The sequence below is a fragment of the Thermocatellispora tengchongensis genome (assembly GCF_014202315.1).
Taxonomy (GTDB): Bacteria; Actinomycetota; Actinomycetes; order Streptosporangiales; family Streptosporangiaceae; genus Thermocatellispora; species Thermocatellispora tengchongensis.
The window spans coordinates 534,368-555,396 of the sequence record NZ_JACHGN010000002.1; the positions used below are offsets into that span (position 1 = coordinate 534,368).

Genomic DNA, 21,029 nt, shown 5'->3' on the forward strand with positions numbered 1-21,029 from the left:
GATGAGTGAGCCCGATGGCCGGCCTGGAAGCCGTGCCGGGGCTGGAAGAGCCGCGAGAGGATCCTCGGGTGCTCCTTGACGACGGGCAGTTGCGCGTCACCCGGTCCGCCGGGGGAACGCTCACCCTGCACGGCGAGGTGGACGCCCGCAACAGCGCCGTGCTGGCGGGCGTGCTCATCGCGGCCCGGACCCCGCCCGGCACGCCCCTCGTCGTGGATCTGCAGGGGCTGACGTTCATCGACATGTCCGGTCTCAGGGTGCTGCGCCCCGGCCCCGGCCGGCCCGGTCTCGCCCCGGTCCGCCTGGTCAACGTCCCCCGCCTGATGCGGCGGCTGCTCGACATGCTCCCCTGCGAGACGGCCTCGTAGCTGCGAGACCGCCTGGGCGGGCGCCCGGTCAGGCGGGGTCGCGCAGTGCGGCGAGCTGCTGCTCGAACGGCACGACCGGCTCGGGCTCCGGCGAGCGCGCGGGGCGGGCGCGTACCAGGCCGGCCAGTTCGCGGCCGGCGCGGTCGATCCGCTCGGTCAGCGCGCCCCCGCTGCCCGGGTCGCCCGCGGAGCCCCAGTCCTCCGAGGCCGCGTACACGGCGGTGGGCGCCATGACCGCGCGCAGGTACGCGAACAGCGGGCGCAGCGCGTGCTCCAGCGCGAGCGAGTGCCGCGCGGTCCCGCCGGTCGCCCCGGCCAGCACCGGCATGCCCTCCAGCGCGCCGGGGTCGAGCACGTCGAAGAAGGACTTGAACAGGCCGCTGTAGGACGCGCTGAAGATCGGCGTGACCGCGATCAGGCCGTCGGCGCCGGTCACCGCGTCGATCGCCTCCCGGAGCCGGGCGTTCGGGAAGCCGGTGACGAAGTTCGCGGCGATGTCGGCGGCCAGCTCGCGCAGCTCGAACACGCGTACCTCGGTCTCGGCGCCGAGGTGCCGCCGCGCGGCCTCGGCGAGCCGGTCGGCGAGCAGGCGGCTGGACGACGGCCGGCTGAGGCCGGCCGTCACCACCGCCAGGCGGAAGGTGGTCATCGTCACTCCTTCAAGCGCTCCTGCATGCGGTCCTTCGCGCGGGCCCTCATGCGCTCGAACCCGCGGGCACCGAGCCCTCGGCCCGCGTGCCCGTCTCGGCGGTCGCACCCGTCTCGCTCGACTCGCCGGCGCCGGCGGTCTCGCGCGTCCCGCTCTCGGCGCGGCGGGCGGCCTCGGCGTCCCTGCGGGCGACGAGGGAGGCGTGCGTGGGGGCGTCGGGCACCTCGCTCGGCCGGCCGATCGCGAACTCCTTGCGCAGCACCGGCACGACCTCCTCGCCGAGGATGTCGAGCTGCTCCAGCACGGTCTTCAGCGGCAGCCCCGCGTGGTCCATCAGGAACAACTGACGCTGGTAGTCGCCGAAGTGCTCCCGGAAGGCCAGGGTCCGGTCGATCACCTGCTGCGGGCTGCCGACCGTGAGCGGGGTCTCGGCCATGAAGTCCTCCAGGGAGGGGCCGTGGCCGTAGACGGGCGCGTTGTCGAAGTAGGGCCGGAACTCGCGCACGGCGTCCTGGGAGTTCTTGCGCATGAACACCTGCCCGCCGAGCCCGACGTACGCCTGCTCCGGCGTGCCGTGCCCGTAGTGCGCGAAGCGCTCCCGGTACAGCCCGATCAGCCGCTGGAAGTGCTCCTTGGGCCAGAAGATGTTGTTGGCGAAGAACCCGTCGCCGTAGTACGCGGCCTGCTCGGCGATCTCCGGGCTGCGGATCGAGCCGTGCCACACGAACGGGGGCACCCCGTCCAGCGGGCGCGGAGTGGAGGTGAAGGACTGCAGCGGCGTACGGAACCTGCCCTGCCAGTCCACCACGTCCTCGCGCCACAGCCGGTGCAGCAGGGCGTAGTTCTCGATCGCCAGCGGGATGCCCTGGCGGATGTCCTTGCCGAACCACGGGTAGACCGGGCCGGTGTTGCCCCGGCCGAGCATCAGGTCCACCCGCCCGTCGGCGACGTGCTGCAGCATGGCGAAGTCCTCGGCGATCTTCACCGGGTCGTTCGTCGTGATCAGCGTGGTCGCGGTGGACAGGATCAGCCGCTCGGTGCGGGCCGCGACGTAGCCGAGCAGCGTCGTCGGGGACGACGGCACGAAGGGCGGGTTGTGGTGCTCGCCCATGGCGAAGACGTCCAGCCCGACCTCCTCCGCCTTGAGCGCGATGCGCAGGATCGCCTTGATGCGCTCGTACTCGCTGGGGGTCGTGCCGTTCGTCGGGTCGGTGGTGACGTCGCCGACGCTGAAGATGCCGAACTGCATCATGGTCACCGTCTCCTTCGTGCCGGGCTCGCCCAGCTCGTTGAAATTTCAACCGGCTAAGCGTAGCGGCGCCCCGGGTTATTCCAGCCCGCGATCGTTCCCGCCACCCGCCTCACCAGGCGACATGCACCGCCTCGGGGTGGCGTACGTCCAGGGTGGGGCGCAGCGCGACCGGCGCGGCGAGCCGCAGGCCGGGCAGCGCGTCCGGCAGCACCTCCAGGGTGATGGTGAGCTGCAGCCGGGCCAGCGGGGCGCCGACGCAGTAGTGCGGCCCCCGGCCGAAGGCGAGGTGCCGGTTCGGGCTGCGGCCGAGGTCCAGCTCGTGCGGCCGGTCGTACTTCGCCGGGTCGCGGCAGGCCGCGTTGTAGCGCAGCACCAGCCTGGCCCCCTCGGGCAGGTCAACGCCGCCCAGCGTGACCGGCCTGGTCGTCTCGCGGTACAGCCCGCTCGCCGGGGCCACCAGGCGCACCAGCTCCTCCACGGCCGCGGGCACCAATGAGCGGTCGGCGGCGATGCGGCGCCACTCCTCCCCGCCGCGCTCGCCCAGCAGCAGCGCCACCGCGCCGCCCAGGAGCGGCGCGGTGGTGACCTGGCCCGCGATGACGAGCTGCATCAGGTTGCCCACCGCCTCCGCCTCCTCCAGCGGGGTCAGCGGGCGATCACCCTCGGCCATGGACGCGGCGACCAGGCTGAACGCGTCGTCGCCCGGCGCGGCCCGCCGCTCGCGCAGCAGGCGGGCGACCACCGCGGCCAGCTCGGCCCCGGCCTCCGCCGAGGCCATCTGCTCCGGTTCGGTCTGCCGCTGCGAGCCCAGCCGGACCAGGCTGTCCATCAGCGAGTACGTCCGCACCGCCAGCTCCTCGTCGAACCCGCACAGCAGGCCGATCGCGGCCTGGGTGAGCGGGATCGCGTACGCGGTCATCAGCTCCGCCCGCCCGCCTCCCTCGCGCACGGCGGCGGCCAGGGCCACGGCCCGCTCGCGCAGCGCCGGCTCCATCGCCGCCACCCGGTCGGGCCGCAGCGCCGCGGCCAGCGGCGCGCGCATCCGCGCGTGCGCCTCGCCGTCGGACTGCACCACGTCCGGCAGTTGCGGGCGGCCCTTGGCGACCACCGCCAGCGCCTCCTCCGCCACCGGCAGGACGACGGGCAGGGCGCGGGCGGACGAGTACGTCTCCGGGTCGCGCAGCACCGTGGTCAGGTCGTCGTGGCGGGTCACCACCCACGATTCCAGTAAGGGGGAGTAGAAGACGGGGGTCTCGGCCCGTGCCCGCTCATAGAAGGGGTAGGGGTCCTGTAGATGCTCCCCGAGTGGGTCGTAGGTAGCGCCGATCGGCATGGCTCTCCTAGCCGTCGCAGCATGAAGCGTCGTCCGTTCCCGCCGATCTTAGGATCATCGTCCGGCGCGGCCCGTGCGGGCGTACGCGTACCGGGGTGGTCCGCGTATCCTGTACGCTCTCCTCCCGTGCCCCGTCCTCGCTCGCTGACCGAGACCGAGATCGCCGCCGCCGCGCTCGCCGTCATCGACCGCGACGGCCTCGACGCGCTGTCGATGCGCGCGGTCGCCAAGCAACTGGGCACGGGCACGATGTCGCTGTACCGCTACGTCGAAGACCGCGCCCAGCTCGAAACCCTGGTCGTGGACCTGGTGCTCGGCTCGGTGGACTACACGCTGCCCCCGCGGGCCCCCTGGCGCAGGCAGGTGTCGATCCTGCTCGGCCGGGCCCGCGACGCGGTGGCCGCCCACCCCGCGGCGGTGCCGCTGACGCTGGCGCACCGGCACGCCTCGGAGGAGTCGCGCCGCCTGGGCGAGACCCTGCTCGGCGTGCTGGCCGGGGCCGGGTTCGCCGGACGGCGGCGCGTGATCGCCTTCCGCTGCCTGCTCGGCCACCTGTACGGCGCGCTCCAACTGGACAACCTGGGCCCGCTGGCGGGACCGGGCACGGCCGCGCTTGCCGAGCTGCCCGCCGACCGCTACCCGCTGCTGGCCGAGACCGCCGCCGAGGCCGTGGGCGTGCCGCCGGAGGAGGAGTTCCGGCGCGGCCTGGCGCTCATCCTCGCCGGCTTTCCCGACGAGCCCGGCGGGCCAGGCTGAGCACGGTGTCCACCGGCCACTGGTCGTAGACGTGCTCGCCGTACTTCGCGGCCAGCACCTTCCCGTCGGGCGCGATGAGGAAGTCGGCGGGCAGGCCCAGCCGCCCGCCGTGGGGCCGCGCCGCCGGCCCGGGGCGGCGCTCGCGCACCAGCGCGACGAGCGCCTGCCCGAGCGCGCGCAGGATCGGCCCCCAGGCGCGCGGGTCGAGCAGCGCGCGGGGCGCCGACTCCACGCCGAACTCCCGGTACAGCCGCTTGCCCGGGTCGGCCACCACGGCGAACGGCAGGCCGGCCACGTGGGGCCGCAGCTCCGCCTCGGGGGAGTGGAACACCACCACCTCGCGCACTCCGGCCGCCTCGATCTCCGCGTGCCTGGTGACCACCGACCGCAGGTGCATGTTGCACACCGGGCACCCCGCGAAGCGGCGGAACTGCAGATGCACCGGCCGCTCCGCGTCGGGCACCGTCACGGTCCCGCCCGCCATGACCGCGAGGTCCCGCCGGGGCACCTCGTCTCCCGCCCGTAGCCTGCCCGCCATTCCCAGCCCCTCTCCATGCGAGTACAGCGTACGCCTAGAAAGCTATGCGCGTACGCTGTACTCGGTCAAGTGGGGTCGTGGGGTCAGCCCCGGCCGGTCCAGTACGCCGCCGCGCGCTGCCACGCCGCCGCGCCCACCGACCGGCCCAGGGCCCGGCCCTCCAGATCGCCGGCGCGGAAGTGGATGCCGCCGTACCTGCGCGACACGCCCGCCTCGTCGGCGGCCTGGGTGAAGGTGTACCAGCGCAGCGTCACGTCCTGCGCCGGGGTCACCCCGGGCTCGACCAGCGAGGAGCCGCGGGCGATCACGACCTGGCCGCCGAAGGAGTCGGAGCCGGTGAAGCGGCGCAGCACCTCCGCCGCCGCCGCGCTGAACGTGCTGTGGCCCGAGACGTACTCGGCGAACGGCGGGGTCGGGAACCACGAGGGCTGGTACGGCGTCCACGTGGCGCCGTCGATCGTCCTGCCGCCCCAGGTCGGGATCTGCTGCCCCCGGTACAGGAACCGGATCGCCGTGATCGGCCGGGCGGTGTCGTGGTCGCGCTTGACCTCCCAGGCGGCGATGCCGGCGTCCATGACCGCGTTGGCCAGGGCGAAGAACATCTTCACGTCCTCGGCCAGGCCGTGCCGGTCGCGGGCCGAGACCTGCTGGGCGAACAGGGACCAGTGGCCCGGCGGGGTCTCGCTGGCCGGGCCGTCGGCCCAGTACTCGGCGATGGCCTTGTGCCGGTCGGTCAGCGCGGCCGTGACGGCCACGATCTCGGCGGCCTGCGCGCGGAACGCCGACGTGCCGTACGCCGCGGGCGCCGGCACCGCGTCGGCGAGCTGCCGGGCCTGCCCGCTGAAGGAGGCCACACCGCCCCAGTGGGGCGCCAGGAACGGCGGCGTCACCACGGCGCCCGCCCTGTTCACATAGGTGAGCGGCTGCCAGCGGCCCGGATCGGTCACCGAGGTCAGCGGATCGGCGACCGCCATCGGCGCGTTGACCGGGGCGTAGCCGCTGGTGTCGGCGTAGCCGCCGGCCTGGTTGGAGCCGTCGGCGTGGCGGTGGTCGAGCACCGCGCCGCACGCGGCCAGGCCGGTGCGCGCCGCCTGGCTCGACGTGTCGGCCGGGTCGTATCCCAGCTCGGCCATCAGCGCGTCGAACCCGGCCCGTTGCGCCGGATACAGATCCACGGCCGCCATGTGGGCGGCGTAGCTGATCGCCGCGGCCCGGTTGGCGTCGGTGCGCTCGGCCTCCGGCCGCCGCAGCGAGCCGCCCAGCCGGGTGCCGACGGCCACCGGGTCGTACGCGGCCCAGGCGTCGTAGGCGCAGGTGTGCACGACGGCCAGCGCCCTGGCCACCATCGGCGGCCCCAGCGTGCCGGCGCGCACCGCCGCCAGCAGCGCCTGGTTCCAGCGCACCACCACGCTGGGCCCCGCCGTGGCCTGCGCCGGGACGGCCTGCGCTCCGGCGGCCTGCGCCGAGACGGGCAGGACGAGCGCGGCGGCCGCCCCCAGGGCGAACGTGCGTAACAGGATGCGTAACTGCCGTTGAACACGCATGGCGAATCTCCTCGCTTCTCGCGGTCGAGCGGGCCCCGAGATCATGACACGAGTCGAACGCCCGTTCTAATGTCCGAACGGTGAGAACCGCCTTCCCCCGGCACAGGGCACGACCACCCCGCGCGCCCGGTCAGGCCCCCGCGCACCTGCGGGATCATAGGTGCGAACGGCAACAGAAGGACGGACGGTGGCATGGCGGGCATGTTCGAGGCGGAGATCACGCCGGGGATGAGCACGGCGCAGGTCGTCGAGCTGGCGAGGCTGGCGGAGGACGCAGGGTTCGACCGGCTCGGCATCTCCGACGTGGTGTTCTGGCACGACTGCTTCGTCTTGCTCGGCCTGGTGGCGACCAAGACCGAGCGGATCGGGCTCGGGCCGATGGTGACCAACCCGTACTCGCGGCACCCGGTGGTGCTCGCCGGGATCATGGCCACGCTCCAGGACGCCTCGCAGGGCCGCGCGTTCCTCGGCATCGGCGTCGGCGCGGGCCTGGAGCAGCTCGGCATGGACTACCCCCGCCCCGTACGCACCCTGCGCGAGGCCATCACCGCGATCACCGGGCTGCTGCGCGGCGAGGAGGTGAACCTGCGCGGCGAGACCATCACGGTCGAGCACGGGCGCATGGTCGCCGCCCCCGTCCCGGTGCCGATCTCGATCGGCAGCCGCAGCCCCCAGGTCATGCGGCTGGCGGGCGAGCTGGCCGACATCGCCCTGATCGGCGGGCGCACCATCGACGCCAGGATCGCCGCCGAGTACCGCACCTGGCTCGCCGAGGGCGCGGCCCGCGCCGGCCGCTCCATCGACGGCATCGACATCGCCCCGCGCCTCACCCTGTGCGTCTCCCGCGACGGCGCCCTGGCCCGGCGCAGCCTCAAGCGGTACGTCGGCCACTACGCGGCCCTGATCCGCCCGCCGGACCTGGCCGAGCGCGACGGGGGCCGGTGGCTGGCCGAGGTCGAGGCGGCGCTCGCCCGCTCCAAGGGCTGGTACTTCGACCACGACCGCTACGACGACCCCGAACTCGACCGGCTCATCGACGACGACCTGGTACGCCGCTTCGCCATCGCCGGCACCCCCGAGGAGTGCGCCGAGCTCACCCGCGAGGTGCTCGCCCTCGGCTTCACCAGCGCCAGCATGAACCTCGCCGCCCCGCGCCGCGAGTCGATGTACGAGGGCCTGCGCGAGACCCTGGAGGGCTCCGCCGAGGTCCTCGCCGCCGTCCGCGGCGAGTGACGCCACCCCCGGCCACCCCCTCCCACCGGCTCGTCCACGCCGTATCCACACCGAGTCGATCGCCGCTCGTCAGACTTAAGGCCGTCCGCGACGGCCGGGCGAGGAGGCAAAGGGGGACGGCAGGGGTGCCGAGGATGGACATACCCGCGGTGATGGAGCAGCGCGTCCAGGTGCTGCGCAGGCTGCACGACCGGCTCGACGGCGCCGCGGAGCGCGCGTTGCGGGACCGGCACGGCCTGTCCGTGTCCGAATACGTCGCACTGGCCGCCCTGGCGGGCGCCGAGGGCGGCAGCCTGCGCCAGCAGGAACTGGCCGCCGCCATTCCACTGCGCAACAGCTCGGTCACCCGCCTGGTGGGCCGCCTGGAACGCGCCGGCCTGAGCGAACGCCGCGTCTGCGACTCCGACCGCCGCGGCGTCTACACCCGCATCAGCGCCAAGGGCCGCCGCGTGGTCGAGGCGGCGCGCCGCACGTACCTGGAGAGCGTGGCCAGAACCCTGGACGACGCCCGCCACAGCGCGGAACTGTCGGTCTACAGCGCCTACCTCTACCCAAGACGCCCCCACCCCCTCCGCTGACCACCCCAGAACGAGCCACCGTGCCCCCGGCCGCACGCCTGGGGTGTGTCACCGTTCGGGAGGAGGCGGCCGGAGGGCGTCGCGTTTCCGCAAGTTCCGGCATCCACCCCCGTCCCGTCGGGCGCAAGATCCACCGTTGCCCGGACACTCCCCACGCCTGCCGGGGGAGTGGGGTGCGGATGGGGTGGAGCCGGCCGGGTGTGCGGCGCTTGCCCGCATGCGTGCCGGGGGTCTAGTGCGGGCGGTGCGGAGCTGTTGGCCGGGTGTGTGAGGCTTGGCCGGGTCCGTGCCGGAGAGTGAGGCGGAGCGCGCCGCCGGGTGCGTGACGCTTGGAGGACGCCTGCCGGGAGAGTTGGGTGCCGGGCAGGGCGGAGCCATCGGCCGGGCGCGTGGCGCGTGGCGCCTGGCTGCGTGGTGCCTGGTGGAGTGGGTGCGGGGTCATCGGCCGGGGGCGTGAGGCTTGGCCGCGTGTGTGGCCGTGGAGTGGGCGGGGCATCTGACGCCCCATGGGCGCTCAGCCTCACTGCGGCGCCGCATGCCGGGGGAGGTCGCGCGGTGGTGAGGTCGCGCGGCGCGGCACCGACCACGTCCGGCGCCGACCTCCTTTTCAGGGAGGTGGTGGGGGTACCCGTGCGGTCAGTGTCGGCGTTATGTTGCGTCGGCCTTGGCGCGGCCCCGTTCTGTGCCGGTTTCGCGTGCGCTTGTCGCGCGGGGCGTTGCCCGTGTCTGCATCGCGTTGCCCGTGTCGCGTCTCGCCTCGCGCGGGGTGCCGGTCGGGTCCGGCACAGCGGCCGTCGGCTTCCCACCTTCCGCCGCGTCCTCTACGGCCGCTAACCGTCTTCCCGTGGCCGCTGCCCGTCTTTGCGAGGGCCGCCTCGTGACCTCTGGAGCTGCTCGCCCTCGCCGGTCCCTCCGGCTCGGGCGAGTCCACCATGCTGCACACATGGTCGGCACGTCCACAGCTCCCGCCTCCCGGTGGGGCCGGTACGCCTTCCCCGGGCTTACCTCGCATCCGGCCGCGACCTGGTGTGGTCATGCGGCCGCCCGGTGCGAGGGCTGGGGCGGGCGGGCGTTGGGCCGCATGGCTTGCCTGTGCTTCGGGGGGAGTGGTGGGGGGATGTCGGGTTCATTCTTGATGGGGCGGTTTTTTGTATTGTGGGGGAATTGGGGGTGTTAAATGGGGATATTAGAGAATGTGGGGTGCGGAATTCGAGGGTGAAATTTCACTGGGGCGTGCTTTACTTTCGCTTGGATGGGGTAAGCGGCAGGTCATGCAGCCTTTCACGCTCCCCGACTTCTACATGCCATATCCCGCCCGGCTCAATCCCAACCTGCCGCGTACGCGCGAGCACAGCACCGAGTGGGCCAGGCGGATGGGTATGCTCGACTCTCCCAAGCCCGGTGGTGGGGTGATTTGGGAGGAAGAGGAGTTGGAGCGGATGGATTATCCGCTCATGTGTGCTTATACCCACCCGGACTGTGACGGCGACGCCCTGGATCTGATCACCGACTGGTACGTGTGGGTGTTCTTCTTCGATGACCAGTTCCTGGAGCGGTTCAAGTACTCGCGGGACATGGAGGCCGCGCAGGCGTATCTCGACCGGCTCGAAATGTTCATGACCGAGCCCGGGGAGACGCCGCCGGAGCCGGAGAACGCGGCCGAGGCGGGGTTGCGGGATCTGTGGGCGCGGACCATTCCCTCGATGTCGGACGACTGGCGGCGGCGGTTCGTCGTCAGCACGCACAACCTGATGGTCGAGTCGATGTGGGAGCTGGACAACATCGACCGGGGCCGGATCGCCAACCCGATCGAGTACGTGCAGATGCGGCGGCGGGTCGGCGGGGCGCCGTGGTCGGCCAACCTGGTTGAGTACGCGGTGGGGGCCGAGGTGCCCGCGCGGTTCGCCGGCACGCGGCCGTTGCAGGTGCTCACCGACACCTTCGCCGACGCCGTACACCTGCGCAACGACCTGTTCTCCTATGAGCGCGAGGTGCGGCAGGAGGGTGAGAACTCCAACGCGGTTCTGGTGTTCGAGCGCTTCTTCGACTGCCCCACCCAGGAGGCCGCCGAGCTGGTCAACGACCTGCTCACCTCCCGGCTGCAGCAGTTCGAGGCCACGGCGCTGCAGGAGGTGCCCGCGCTGCTGGCCGATCGCGCCGCCTCGCCGCTGGAGGCTGCGGCCGTGGCCGCGTACGTCAAGGGGCTGCAGGACTGGCAGTCGGGCGGGCACGAGTGGCACGCCAGGTCCAGCAGGTACATGAACAAGGGCGCCACCGGTGTGCTCGGCGGGCCCACGGGGCTCGGCACCGCCGCGCTCACGCCGGGCAGGCTCGGGCTGAAGCAGCGCGCGCGCCAGTTCGGGCACATGCCGTACGCGCCGGTCGGGCACCTGCCGCTGCCCGAGATCTACATGCCCTACCAGTACCGGATGAGCCCGCACCTGGAGACCGCCCGCGAGCGTGTCATCGAGTGGGGCCGGGAGATGGGCTTCTTCGAGCCGGTGCCCGGCCTCACCCCGGAGGCGATCTGGGACGAGCGGCGCATGCGCGGGCACGACCTGGCCCACTGCGCCTCGATGCTGCACGCCGACGCCACCCCCGAGGAGCTCGACGTGTCCTCGGCCTGGCTGGCCTGGGGCACCTACGGCGACGACCTCTACCCGATCGCCTACGCCAAGACCGGCGACCTGCCGGCGGCCCGGATCGCGACCGAGCGGATGTCGCTGTTCATGCCGCTGGAGCTGCCCGCCCCCACCCCGCCGCCCGCGAACCAGTTGGAGCGCGGCCTGGCCGACCTGTGGCGGCGTACGGCCGGCCCGATGTCGCCCGCCGGGCGGCTGCAGTTCCGCCGGGCGGTCGAGCGCATGGCCGAGAGCTGGCTGTGGGAGGTGGCCAACGAGATCCAGCACCGCATCCCCGACCCCATCGACTACGTCGAGATGCGGCGCAAGACCTTCGGCTCGGACATGACGATGGCCCTGGCCCGGGTGGCGCACGCCGACGCCGTGCCGCCCGAGGTCTACGGCCACCGCGCCATGCACGAGCTGACCACCGCGGCCCAGGACTACGCCTGCTTCGTCAACGACCTGTTCTCCTACCAGAAGGAGATCGAGTTCGAGGGCGAGCTGCACAACCTGGTGCTGGTGGTGGAGAAGTTCCTCGGCGTCGATCGCCTGCGGGCGCGCGACGTGGTCAGGGACCTGACGGAGGCCCGCATCCGGCAGTTCGAGCACATCCTGGCGGGCGACCTGCCGGCCATGTTCGACGAGCTGCGCCTCGACGACGACGCCCGCGCCGCCCTGCTCCGCCACGCCGACGAGATCAAGGACTGGATGTCCGGCATCCTGGAGTGGCACCGCAGGTGCGTGCGCTACACCGACGCCGAGCTGCGCCGGGTGCGTGACGAGGCGCTGGGCCGCGTACGCGAGCCCGCCCGCCCGGCCCTGTCCTCGCCGTTCCTGCCCACGGGGCTCGGCACCTCCGCACTCCGTCTCGCCCCGCCGCGGGCCGCCCGGCCCTCGAACCCCGGCGCGCCGGCCGCCTTCCGCACACCCACGCCCGGCGCGCCGGTCTCGGGGGTGGGACCGGTGTGATCGCCGCATAATGAGGGGTGCCTTTCACCGTGAGCCATGCCGTCGTGGCCCTGCCGCTGCGACGGTGGCTGCCCCCCTCCGCGGTCGCGGCCGGGGCGATGGCGCCTGACCTGCCCTACTACGTCCCGTTGCCGTTCTCCTCGGGCGTCACCCACGATTGGTGGGCCGCGCCGCTGCTGGACGTGCCGCTCGCGGCCGGGCTGCTCGTGCTGTTCCACCTGGCGCTGCGCCCGCCGCTGGCGGCCCTCGCCCCGGAGCCGCTGCGGGCGCGGCTGCCCGCCCCGGTGGCGTACGAGTCGGCGCGGCGCCTGGCCGCGGTGGCGGTGGCGCTGCTCTTCGGGGTGGTCACCCACCTGGCGTGGGACGAGATCACCCAGGTGGGCGGGTACGCCGTCGCCAACTGGCCGTGGATCAGGGTGTCGGTGTACGGGCCGCACCGGCTGTACAACGTGATCATGTACGTCAGCTCGGCCGGCGGGCTCGCCGTGCTGGCGGCCTGGTTCGCCGTCTGGTACCGCCGGGCCCCGGTGGTCCCCGGCCGGTGGCCCGGCCTGCCCGGCCCGCTGCGGGGCGCGGTGCTCGCCGCGGTGGCCTGCGCCGCGCTGGCCGGGGCGGTCCTGCTCGGCACCGGCGAGCGCGCCACGTTCAGCCAGTACGACCTGGTGCGCGAGGTGATCCTGGGCCTGTCCGGCGGCGCGGGCGCGGCCCTGGCCTGCTACGTCGCCCTCTGGCACGCCGTGCGCGCCTGGCGCCCGGCCCGTACGGCGCGCCGCGGCCCGGGTCTGGAGTGATCGCCGCGCTCAGGGGCGTACGACGCCGTTGGCCACCAGCACCGACACCGCCCGCACCGTGGTGTGGCCGCGCCATTCGAGCGCCGCGGCGGGGGAGTAACTGGTGAAGTCCGGCGCCCACCCGCCGTCCTCGCGCTGCCCGGCGGCCAGCCGGTCCAGGTCGGCGGCGACGGCCTCCGGATCGAGCAGGGCCCGCGCCGGGCGGCCGGGCTCGGGCGCGAAGTCCAGCGGGCGCATCATCTCGTCCTCCAGGCCGCCGGCGACGTGGAGGAGCCCGTCGCGCGGCAGGAACGCGCGAAGCCGGTCCAGCAGCGCGGGAGCCTGCGGGTGCGCGTCGTACACGGCGTCCAGGAACCGGATCGCGCCGTACAGCACGAGCGCGTGCGGGGTCTCCTCGATCGCCTCGATCGCGGCCAGGCAGTACGCCGTCGCCCGCGCCGTCCAGGGGTGGGCCGCGACGGCGGGATCGTACGCGGCGATCCGCAGCGCCTCGGCCGTGATCATGCCGGTGATCTGCAGCGACGACGTCTTGCTGTCGGCCTGGGCCCAGAACGGCGCGCACGCGGCCGGATCGGGCACCGGCAGGGCGAACGGCAGCCCGCCGTCCGGCAGCGTGACCGACTCCAGCCAGTCGCACAGCGCCACCGCCCGGTCCGACCCGGCCGGCCCGGCGTCCCGCAGCGCCTCGAACGCGTGCAGCGCCCCGCCGGGCTGGCTGGTACGGGACCGCAGGTCGGGCTCCAGCCCCCAGCCGTAGCCGCCGTCGGGGTTGCGGTAGCCGTCCAGCGCGCCCAGCACGCCCTCGGGGCCGGAGGCGCGCCCCAGCACCGCCTCGAACCTGCGCCGGTCGAGAAGACGGGCGTGACCTGCCATGAAGTCCGCAGCAGCGGACAGATCGATGCTCACGGCACCAGTCTGCGGGCGGCCGGCACCCGGTGTATTGCAGGTTCCGGACATGGGTCAGGAGCGGGACGGCCCGCCGTAAAGGGAGACGCGGGCGTCGGCCCGGGCGTCGAAGGCGGCGCCGTCGGCGGGGAAGACGGCCGGCGACACGCCGTGCGAGACGTTGACCGTCCACTGTTCGTACCACCACCGGGCCGAGCACTGGCAGCCGGTGAAGCGGAAGTTGGCGAGGTAGCGGCCGCGGTGGCCGGGGGCGAGCCGGAACAGCGACTCCTCGCGGCGCCGGATCGGGTACGACGCGAACCCCGGCGTGCTGCGCACCCGCAGCACGCCGTCCTCGCGGAGGTCGAGTGCGAGCCCGGCCACCCGGGCGGGCAGCGGGTGGGCGGCGACCGTTTCGGCCGGGGCGTAGCCGGCCTCCTCGTCCAGCAGCACGTCATGCAGGAGGAGCGGCCCCGCGCCCTCGGGCGCGGGCGGCACCGGCAGCGCGGTGGGCAGCGCCCCGCGCCGGGTCGCCTCGGCCGCGCCCCGGCTCTGCTTGGACCAGCGCGTCACGATCCGCTGCACCACCACCATGCCCCGATCGTCTCACGGGCGGGGGAGGTCAGCGGGAGTAGATCGTCTCCGCCGGGCCGCAGGTGAGCGGGTCCCAGGGGGTCCACCGGCAGACCGCGATCGTGATCTGGGTGATCTGCTCGAACGGCTGCGACAGCGCCATCTCGAACGGCGCGGTGTCGGGGCCGGTATGGGGGACGGGCAGGCAGTGCTCGGAGGTGTAGCTCCAGCTCTTCACGTAGTACGCCGGGCTGGGCCAGTGCGTGACCTCGACGCGCCCCTTGGCGCACTGCCCGAGCCAGACGTTGATCTGGCCGCGCAGCACCGGCTTGTGCCGCACCACCGGCAGCCCGCCCTGGTAGTCGAACCAGAAGTCGTCCTCGTAGGTGCCGCTCATGTTGGTCAGCCACGAGGGGTCGTAGATCGGGCCCCAGAAGACGATGACCTGCCCCGCCGCGGCCGGGGCGGCGGAGGCGCCGAACGCGGCGGCGAACGCGAGCGCGACGGCGGCCAGCCGCCTTCTCCACGACGCGCGGTGCGGGGTCACTCCGGCTCCTGCGGTGCGCCGCCTTCTCCACGACACGCGGTGCGGGGACACCCCGGCTCCTGGGGCGAGCCGCCTTCTCCACGACGGACGGTGCGGGGAGCCCTCGGCTCCTGCGGCTGACCGCTTTCTCCACGACGTGTGGTGCGGGGACGCTCCGGCTCCTGCGGCGAGCCGCCTTCTCCTGGACGTGTGGTGCGGGGTCACTCCGGCTCCTCGGGTCGGGGGTGATTGCTCCAAGCGTCGGCCGGAGCCGCCCGCGGCGCATGAGCACGGGGGTACTCAGGTTCGTCATAACTCGTGGGGCTTTGGGGTATTTACGGTGATCATGAGGCTGGTCGGTGTAGGGAGCTGAATCGTTGTCAGCGCGAGAACGCGTGCGTGCCATTCTGGAGACCCGGAGCTTCGAGCGGGCGATCGTCACCGTCATCGTCGTCAACGCGATCACCATCGGATGCGAGACGTCCGCGTTCCTGGTCGAGCACGCCGGCGGTCTGCTCCAGGCGATCGACCGGATCGCCGTGACCATCTTCGCGGGCGAGCTGGCCGCCCGCCTGTACGTCTACCGCGGCTCCTTCTTCCGCGACCCCTGGAACTGGGCCGACCTGACGATCGTGCTGGTCGCGCTGGTCCCCGCGGGCGGTTCGGCCTCCGTGCTGCGCACGCTGCGCGTGCTGCGGGCGCTGCGCCTGATCTCCACCGTGCCCAGCATGCGCCGGGTGGTCAGCGGGCTGCTGGCCGCCGTGCCGGGCATGGCCTCGATCATCGGCTTGCTGCTGCTCGTCATGTACGTCTCGGCGGTGATGGCCACCGAGATGTTCGGCCCGGTCGCCCCCGCGTACTTCGCCGACCTGCCGACCTCGCTGTTCACGCTGTTCCAGATCATGACCGGGGAGTCGTGGCCGGACATCGTGCAGCAGGTCATGAGCGCCCGGCCGTGGGCGTGGATCTTCTTTGTCGGCTACATCCTGGTCTCGTCGTTCGTGGTGCTCAACCTGTTCATCGCCGTCGTGGTCAACGCGATGGACGACGAGAACACCTCCGAGGAGGAGCAGCGCACCGACGACCGGCTGATCGCGATCATGGACGAGATCGCCCGGCTGCACGCCAAGCTCGACTCCCTCCAGGCGGCGGCACCCGCCACCCGCAACGGCGTGCCCGCCGTCGCCCGCCGGGGCGGCGCCTCGGGCGGCTGACCGGGCGCCCGCCTCGCCGTCCACGCCAGGGAGGACGGCCGGACGATCCCATGGCCGTGCGTCCGGGGGGATGTCCGATCGTCGTGCTGCCCCGATGGCCCTCCCGACGGCCGATGTAGTGTCCCGCCATGGACCTGCTCAGCGACGCGGTCGCCGGGCGCCGGCGATGTGGTGTTCCTGCCCCGCGAACTGGGCCACGGCCTCGCCGACGCGCCCGGCGCCCCGCTGGTGGACGCGCAGGAGGGCGAGTCCGGCGCGGCCCCCGGCCACTGCCGCGCCGCCCCGGGCCTCGCGGCGCCGCTCAGGTGATGGGAGCAGGTTTGGTAGTGACACTAGCCAGGTTGTTACCGCGGTGCTAACGTTCCAGCAGAAAATCGTTTCAAGACGGCTTCTTCCGTCGTAAACGTGTAGTAATCCTACGAAGATTGCCCCATCCGGCGGCGCCTGGCCGGCCGGCGCGCACGGGGCGATGAGGAGTTCGGGATGGGGAACCTGCTCAAGCGCATGACGGCGGTGGCGCTGGCCGCGGTGCCGCTCGTGCTGGCCGGGTGCGCCGTCGGCGGCGGCGGCGCGGCGCAGTCGAAGACCACGCTCAGCTTCGTGATGTGGGGCGACGGCGAGGACTCGGCGAAGGCGTACAAGGACGTGATCGCCGACTTCGAGAAGGCCAACCCCGGCATCAAGGTCAACCTGGAGACCTTCTCCACCACCAACTACGACACCGTGCTCAAAAGCCGCCTCGCCGGCGGCGCCGGGCCCGACATCTACGGCTTCGACCAGAAGAACCTGACCGACTTCATCAAGGCCGGCTACACCACCAACCTCGTCGGCGAGCCCTGGTTCGCCTCCCTCACCGAGGACGCCAAGCGCGAGGCCACCCGGTTCGCGGCCGCGGGCGAGGCGCACTACGTGCCGATCTCCCAGTCGGGCAACGGCATCGTCTACAACAAGGCGCTGTTCGACAAGGCGGGCGTCACCGAGGAGCCGCAGACCCTCGACGAGCTGATCGCCGTCTCGGAGAAGCTGAAGAAGGCGAAGATCACGCCGCTGGCGATGTCGGCCCAGGAGAGCTGGTGGCCGCAGTTCATCATCTACTACGCCATCGCCCAGCACGTCTACGACAAGAACCCGAACTTCAACGAGGACGTGATGTCCGGCAAGGACAGCATCGGGTCCAACGCCGGCTGGAAGGAGAGCCTGGAGATCTACCGGAAGCTGGTGCCGTACTTCATGGACAACCCGCTCGGCACCAACCAGACGGCCGCGCAGTCGGCGTTCATCCGCGGAAACGCGGCGATGTTCCCCGCGCCGTGGATCCTTCAGGAGGCGCGCGACGCCAAGCTCGACGTCGGCTACTTCAACTTCCCCACCACCGACACCGCCGAGACCAAGACGATGTGGGGCAGCTACCTGGTCTCGCTCGGCATCAACCCCAAGAACGGCAAGAAGGACCTGGCCAGCAAGTTCATCGGGTTCCTGTTCTCCCCGCAGGCGTACACCAAGTTCCTGGGCACCGTGCGGGCCTTCCCGACCGCCCAGGGCGTGGACGTGGGCACGATCGACCCGCTCTTCCCCGACATGCAGCAGGCGTGGGAGGGGCGCACCTTCGCCACCCTGCTCCTGCCGCCCGTCCCGGGCATCCAGGACGTGCTGCTCAAGGAGCTGCAGAACCTCACCGGCGGGCGCACGGAGGTCGCGGACGTCCTGAAGAAGCTGCAGGACACCGTCGATGAGGAACGGGAGGCGGGCAACTAGCCCCCGCGCCGGCCGCGCCGGCGCCGGAGCGGGCCGCGACGGTCCGCTCCGGCGCCGCCGCCGCGCCCGCAGCCTGCCGACACGCCGCCTACCGAGACGCCGCCTACCGAGACGCGCTTACCGAGAAGAGGACCGCTTTTCTCCCATGACCGAGCACCTGACGATCCGCGACGGCCGTACCGAGGTCGTCTTCGACCCGGCCAGCGGCGGCATCACCGGCCTGCGTGACCTGGAGCTGGGCGGCTGGCTGCGGCCCGGGGCCGGGCCCTCGCTGTTCGTCCTGGAGATCCCCCGGCACGGCGACCGCACCGTGGTCGCCGCCACCGCCGCGCAGACGCTCGCCTCGGCCGTCGTACGCGAGGACGGGCGCGCGGTCGCGCTCGCCTGGGACGGGCTGGTGACCAGCGCCGGCGAGCGCCTGGACGCGCGGGTGGAGGTCACCGCCGCGCTGGACGGCGCGGGACGGCTGGAGCTGACGCTGGAGGCCGAGCCCGGCGAGGCGGTCGTGGAGGCCGTGCGCTTCCCGTCGCTCGCCGGGTTCAGGCCGCCGGAGGGCGAACGGCTGGAGCTGATCCGGGCGGAGTACTCCCAGGGCGGCACGGTCGCGCTGCTGCCGGGCTTCGAGAACAACTCTCCCTACTGGGGCACGACGTTCCCCGACTACGCCAGCACCAACCTGCGCCCGGAGGTGGTGTGCAACCCCACCTCGCCGTTCGTGGCCCTGGCCGGGGAGACCGGCGGGATCACGGTCATGCCGTCGGCGCCCACGCTGGAGTTCGTCGGGTGGCGGGTGTCGCTGGAGCCCGGCTACCTGGACAGCCTGACCAGGCTCGCGGGCGCGGACGCGGCGGTCACGCTGGACGCGATCCAGATGCCGACGCCCTCGGACGGGCGGCTGCGCGCGGTGCCGGTCACGCTGGCGCCGTACCGGGGCGGGCGGGCGCAGGCCCTGGCGCCGTACCGGGCCACGCAGCGGCCCAGCCGGGTGCCGTCCGCCGCCTGGCTGCGCGAGCCGCGCACCTGGCTGCAGGTCCAGCTCATGTCCACCGAGAACGAGCCGCGCTACGACTTCGCCGACCTGGCCGCGATCATCGAGGAGTGCGCGGCCGGGGGCATCGGCGCGATCCAGATCGTCGGCTGGAACGAGGGCGGCCAGGACGGCCTGGTGCCGGTGCACCGCCCGGCCGGGCGGCTGGGCGGCGAGGCCGGGCTGGTCCGCGCGCTGGCCCGCGCCCGGGAGCTGGACGTCAAGGCGGTGCTGTACGTCAAGTACCAGTGGGTGGAGCGTCCGGGCCCGCACTGGGCGGAGCTGGAGCCGTACGCCTGCCTGGACGAGAACGGCCAGCCGTACGCGCAGCCGGGGCCGGTCTACCACTCCGCGCGCAAGCGCTACGGCATGAGCACGCCCTGGTACGTCCCCCTCTGCTTCTCCGCCCGCGACCTGCGGGCCCGGTTCGCCGAGGAGGTGGCCCGGATGGCGGAGTGGGGCGCCGCCGGGGTGCTCGCCGACGAGTCGCTGTACCACGGCCGTGCGCTGCTGTGCTTCGCGAGCGGCCACGGCCACGAGCCGGGCGCGTCGGCGTACCTGTGGGACGGCGAGTTCGTGGAGGACCTGCGCCGCGCCGCCGAGGCCGTCTCCCCGGACTTCGTGATCGCGGGGGAGGGCTGCTACGACGGCCAGTTCGAGCACTACGACCTGTCCTACTTCCGTAGCTGGTCGGAGCGGCACCTGCCGATCGGCCGCGAGCTGCGCTCGGACGTGCGCATGGCCACCGCCGTGATCGGCTTCGACGACCGAAACATGGTCGGTCAGTGCCTGCTGTACGGCTACGCCATGAGCCTGGAGCCGTACAACTTCAAGGGCCGCCCCGGCGACATGCCCGCCACGCTCGCGTACGCCGCCGCCGTGGACCGCTTGCGCGCCCGGCTCGCGCCCTGGCTGTGGAACGGCGCCTACCTGGGGGACGAGGGGGTGGCCGAGGGGGTGACGGTCACGGTTCACGAGGCCGGGGCCCGCGCCCCGCAGGTCGCCGTCTGGGCCCACGAGTCGCGGCCCGGCAGCAGGTGCGTGGTGGTGGCCAACTTCGACGACGAGCCGCGTACGTACGCCGTCGCGATCGACGGGCCGCGCGTGGTGCTGCGCCCCGAGGGCGGCGAGCCGGAGCCGCTGGAGGCCGGCCGTCTCGCGCTCGGCCCGCGCAGCGCCGCCGTGCTCGCCGACCCCGCCGACCTGTGACCGAAGGCCGCGGCGGGTTGCGCCGCCGCGGCCGGTCCGGGTTGATCAGGGTCGATCAGAGTGGATCAGTGCGGATCAGAAGCGCCGCACGCCCAGCATCGCCGTGTAGGCCGGCTTGGGCGCGAGGTTCTCGTCCATCGGGGTCGCCGCGCCCTCGCCCTCGAACCATTCGGGCACCCAGGAGTGCCGGTCGGTGAAGCCCCAGACGGTGAACTCGGTGCACCGCCGGTTGGCCGCGCACGTCTTCAGCATGTCGCGGAAGAACTCCGCCTGCCGCGCCAGCTTCTCCGGCGTGACCGGCAGCACCATGCGCGCGTCGGCCTCGGTGATCGCCACCTCCAGGCCGAGATCGGTGAACTTGCGCATCACGTTGGGGAAGTCGCCCGGGTAGTCGTACTGGATGCCGAGGTGGCCCTGGAAGCCCATGCCGTCGAGCGGCACCCGCTGCGCCTGGAGCTGCTTGACCAGGTTCAGGTAGGCGTCGATCTTGTCGGTGTCCCACTCCAGGTTGTAGTCGTTCAGGTAGAGCTTGGCGTGCGGGTCGGCCTGGCGGGCCCAGCGGAAGGCGTCGGCGATGTAGCCGGGGCCGAGGTGGGTCAGCCAGATGCTCTGGCGCATGTTGCCGTCGTCGTCGATGACCTCGTTGGCGACGTCCCAGGCGCGGATCTTGCCGCGGTACCTGCCGACCTCCTTCTTGATGTGGTCGCGCAGGATCGCGCGCAGCTCGGCCGCGTCGATCTCGCCGCTCTCCACACCCTGGGTGAGCCAGGCCGGGAGCTGGTTGTGCCAGACGAGGGTGTGCCCGCGTACGCGCTGGTGGTTGCGCCGCGCGTTCTCCACGACGGCGTCGGCGCCCTCCCAGTTGTACACGCCGCGCTCGGGCTCGACCGACTCCCACTTCATCGCGTTCTCCGCGGTGATGTGGGTGAACTCGCGGTTGAGCACCCGCCGGTAGTCGTCCTCCTCGGCCAGGGCGGTGACGTCCACGGCCGTGCCGATGTGGATGCCGAGCTTGCGCGCGAGCTCGCGCAGGTTGTCCGGCTTGTGCTTGCCGGGGTGGGCGGCTGTCTGTGGCGCGGTGGTCTGCGGTGCGGCGGTCTCGGCGGAGGCGGGCGAGGGGAGGGCGGGGGCCAGCGCGAGCGCGAGCGTGGCCAGTCCCAGAGCGAGTCGTTTCGTTGCGGGCCTCATATGCGGCTCCCAGGATG

The 21,029-nt window shown here is 72.9% G+C and carries 19 protein-coding genes; 10 read left to right on the forward strand and 9 right to left on the reverse strand.

Annotated features, from left to right (window positions below):
• Positions 1-68 precede the first annotated feature (68 nt).
• Positions 69-368, forward strand: a complete 300-nt coding sequence (locus HNP84_RS05750; protein ID WP_185048291.1) for an STAS domain-containing protein — start codon at positions 69-71, stop codon at positions 366-368.
• A 28-nt stretch (positions 369-396) separates the two neighbouring features.
• Here the strand turns inward: HNP84_RS05750 and HNP84_RS05755 are convergent, their stop codons facing one another.
• The 3 genes from HNP84_RS05755 to HNP84_RS05765 all read right to left on the reverse strand — a co-directional run bounded on the left by HNP84_RS05755 (position 397) and on the right by HNP84_RS05765 (position 3,602).
• Positions 397-1,017: an FMN reductase gene (locus tag HNP84_RS05755; protein WP_185048292.1), complete on the reverse strand. Its 621-nt coding sequence runs from the start codon at positions 1,015-1,017 to the stop codon at positions 397-399.
• 46 nt (positions 1,018-1,063) lie between these two features.
• On the reverse strand, positions 1,064-2,266 hold the full coding sequence (locus tag HNP84_RS05760) for an LLM class flavin-dependent oxidoreductase (protein ID WP_221335946.1): 1,203 nt from the start codon (positions 2,264-2,266) through the stop codon (positions 1,064-1,066).
• Between the two features lie 112 nt (positions 2,267-2,378).
• Positions 2,379-3,602, reverse strand: coding sequence for a cytochrome P450 (locus HNP84_RS05765; RefSeq protein WP_185048293.1), 1,224 nt, complete (start codon positions 3,600-3,602; stop codon positions 2,379-2,381).
• 126 nt (positions 3,603-3,728) lie between these two features.
• Here HNP84_RS05765 and HNP84_RS05770 point away from each other — a divergent pair, with 126 nt between their 5' ends.
• The gene (locus HNP84_RS05770) at positions 3,729-4,358 is read left to right on the forward strand and encodes a TetR/AcrR family transcriptional regulator (protein WP_185048294.1); all 630 of its coding nucleotides are present in this window, start codon (positions 3,729-3,731) and stop codon (positions 4,356-4,358) included.
• Here the strand turns inward: HNP84_RS05770 and HNP84_RS05775 are convergent.
• A complete protein-coding gene (locus HNP84_RS05775) occupies positions 4,315-4,896 on the reverse strand; it encodes a peroxiredoxin-like family protein (protein WP_185048295.1) in 582 nt (193 codons plus the stop codon). The two genes, HNP84_RS05770 and HNP84_RS05775, sit on opposite strands and share 44 nt — an antisense overlap.
• Positions 4,897-4,979: 83 nt before the next feature.
• Complete coding sequence (locus HNP84_RS05780) at positions 4,980-6,440, reverse strand: vanadium-dependent haloperoxidase (RefSeq protein ID WP_185048296.1); 1,461 nt, start codon at positions 6,438-6,440, stop codon at positions 4,980-4,982.
• Between the two features lie 192 nt (positions 6,441-6,632).
• On the opposite strand from HNP84_RS05780, the gene HNP84_RS05785 reads away from it, so the two are divergent.
• The 4 genes from HNP84_RS05785 (at position 6,633) to HNP84_RS05800 (ending at position 12,635) form a co-directional block, all read left to right on the forward strand.
• Positions 6,633-7,673 (forward strand): LLM class flavin-dependent oxidoreductase, encoded by a 1,041-nt coding sequence (locus HNP84_RS05785; protein WP_185048297.1) that lies wholly within the window; start codon positions 6,633-6,635, stop codon positions 7,671-7,673.
• Positions 7,674-7,807: 134 nt separating this feature from the next.
• The gene (locus tag HNP84_RS05790) at positions 7,808-8,251 is read left to right on the forward strand and encodes a MarR family winged helix-turn-helix transcriptional regulator (protein ID WP_221335882.1); all 444 of its coding nucleotides are present in this window, start codon (positions 7,808-7,810) and stop codon (positions 8,249-8,251) included.
• A gap of 1,271 nt (positions 8,252-9,522) precedes the next feature.
• Positions 9,523-11,844 carry a terpene synthase family protein gene (locus HNP84_RS05795; protein ID WP_221335883.1) on the forward strand — a complete coding sequence of 774 codons (2,322 nt, stop codon included), beginning with the start codon at positions 9,523-9,525 and terminating at the stop codon, positions 11,842-11,844.
• A 29-nt stretch (positions 11,845-11,873) separates the two neighbouring features.
• On the forward strand, positions 11,874-12,635 hold the full coding sequence (locus HNP84_RS05800) for a DUF4184 family protein (protein WP_312923915.1): 762 nt from the start codon (positions 11,874-11,876) through the stop codon (positions 12,633-12,635).
• A gap of 9 nt (positions 12,636-12,644) precedes the next feature.
• Here HNP84_RS05800 and HNP84_RS05805 read toward each other — a convergent pair whose 3' ends face one another.
• The 3 genes from HNP84_RS05805 to HNP84_RS05815 are packed head-to-tail and all read right to left on the reverse strand — an operon-like array spanning position 12,645 to position 14,640.
• Positions 12,645-13,541 (reverse strand): prenyltransferase/squalene oxidase repeat-containing protein, encoded by an 897-nt coding sequence (locus tag HNP84_RS05805; protein WP_185048299.1) that lies wholly within the window; start codon positions 13,539-13,541, stop codon positions 12,645-12,647.
• A 54-nt stretch (positions 13,542-13,595) separates the two neighbouring features.
• A complete protein-coding gene (locus HNP84_RS05810; RefSeq protein ID WP_185048300.1) occupies positions 13,596-14,114 on the reverse strand; it encodes a hypothetical protein in 519 nt (172 codons plus the stop codon).
• A 28-nt stretch (positions 14,115-14,142) separates the two neighbouring features.
• On the reverse strand, positions 14,143-14,640 hold the full coding sequence (locus tag HNP84_RS05815; RefSeq protein WP_185048301.1) for a hypothetical protein: 498 nt from the start codon (positions 14,638-14,640) through the stop codon (positions 14,143-14,145).
• A gap of 374 nt (positions 14,641-15,014) precedes the next feature.
• Between HNP84_RS05815 and HNP84_RS05820 the strand changes: the two genes are divergently transcribed.
• The 4 genes from HNP84_RS05820 to HNP84_RS05835 all read left to right on the forward strand — a co-directional run bounded on the left by HNP84_RS05820 (position 15,015) and on the right by HNP84_RS05835 (position 19,824).
• Entirely contained in the window at positions 15,015-15,833 is an 819-nt protein-coding gene (locus HNP84_RS05820) for an ion transporter (protein WP_312923916.1), read from the forward strand.
• 168 nt (positions 15,834-16,001) lie between these two features.
• Positions 16,002-16,142 (forward strand): hypothetical protein, encoded by a 141-nt coding sequence (locus HNP84_RS05825; protein WP_185048303.1) that lies wholly within the window; start codon positions 16,002-16,004, stop codon positions 16,140-16,142.
• A gap of 174 nt (positions 16,143-16,316) precedes the next feature.
• A complete protein-coding gene (locus tag HNP84_RS05830) occupies positions 16,317-17,588 on the forward strand; it encodes an ABC transporter substrate-binding protein (protein ID WP_185048304.1) in 1,272 nt (423 codons plus the stop codon).
• Positions 17,589-17,733: 145 nt separating this feature from the next.
• On the forward strand, positions 17,734-19,824 hold the full coding sequence (locus HNP84_RS05835) for a DUF6259 domain-containing protein (protein WP_185048305.1): 2,091 nt from the start codon (positions 17,734-17,736) through the stop codon (positions 19,822-19,824).
• A gap of 75 nt (positions 19,825-19,899) precedes the next feature.
• Here the strand turns inward: HNP84_RS05835 and HNP84_RS05840 are convergent, their stop codons facing one another.
• Positions 19,900-21,012: an endo-1,4-beta-xylanase gene (locus HNP84_RS05840; RefSeq protein WP_185048306.1), complete on the reverse strand. Its 1,113-nt coding sequence runs from the start codon at positions 21,010-21,012 to the stop codon at positions 19,900-19,902.
• Between the last annotated feature and the right edge of the window lie 17 nt (positions 21,013-21,029).

What these genes read in the sequence shown, in the direction of transcription:
- HNP84_RS05755 (WP_185048292.1), bottom strand. Translation starts at nt 1,017, where the DNA reads ATGACCACCTTCCGCCTGGCGGTGGTGACGGCCGGCCTCAGCCGGCCG.
- HNP84_RS05760 (WP_221335946.1), bottom strand. Translation starts at nt 2,266, where the DNA reads ATGCAGTTCGGCATCTTCAGCGTCGGCGACGTCACCACCGACCCGACG.
- HNP84_RS05765 (WP_185048293.1), bottom strand. Translation starts at nt 3,602, where the DNA reads ATGCCGATCGGCGCTACCTACGACCCACTCGGGGAGCATCTACAGGAC.
- HNP84_RS05775 (WP_185048295.1), bottom strand. Translation starts at nt 4,896, where the DNA reads ATGGCGGGCAGGCTACGGGCGGGAGACGAGGTGCCCCGGCGGGACCTC.
- HNP84_RS05780 (WP_185048296.1), bottom strand. Translation starts at nt 6,440, where the DNA reads ATGCGTGTTCAACGGCAGTTACGCATCCTGTTACGCACGTTCGCCCTG.
- HNP84_RS05785 (WP_185048297.1), top strand. Translation starts at nt 6,633, where the DNA reads ATGGCGGGCATGTTCGAGGCGGAGATCACGCCGGGGATGAGCACGGCG.
- HNP84_RS05790 (WP_221335882.1), top strand. Translation starts at nt 7,808, where the DNA reads ATGGACATACCCGCGGTGATGGAGCAGCGCGTCCAGGTGCTGCGCAGG.
- HNP84_RS05795 (WP_221335883.1), top strand. Translation starts at nt 9,523, where the DNA reads ATGCAGCCTTTCACGCTCCCCGACTTCTACATGCCATATCCCGCCCGG.
- HNP84_RS05810 (WP_185048300.1), bottom strand. Translation starts at nt 14,114, where the DNA reads ATGGTGGTGGTGCAGCGGATCGTGACGCGCTGGTCCAAGCAGAGCCGG.
- HNP84_RS05830 (WP_185048304.1), top strand. Translation starts at nt 16,317, where the DNA reads ATGGGGAACCTGCTCAAGCGCATGACGGCGGTGGCGCTGGCCGCGGTG.
- HNP84_RS05835 (WP_185048305.1), top strand. Translation starts at nt 17,734, where the DNA reads ATGACCGAGCACCTGACGATCCGCGACGGCCGTACCGAGGTCGTCTTC.
- HNP84_RS05840 (WP_185048306.1), bottom strand. Translation starts at nt 21,012, where the DNA reads ATGAGGCCCGCAACGAAACGACTCGCTCTGGGACTGGCCACGCTCGCG.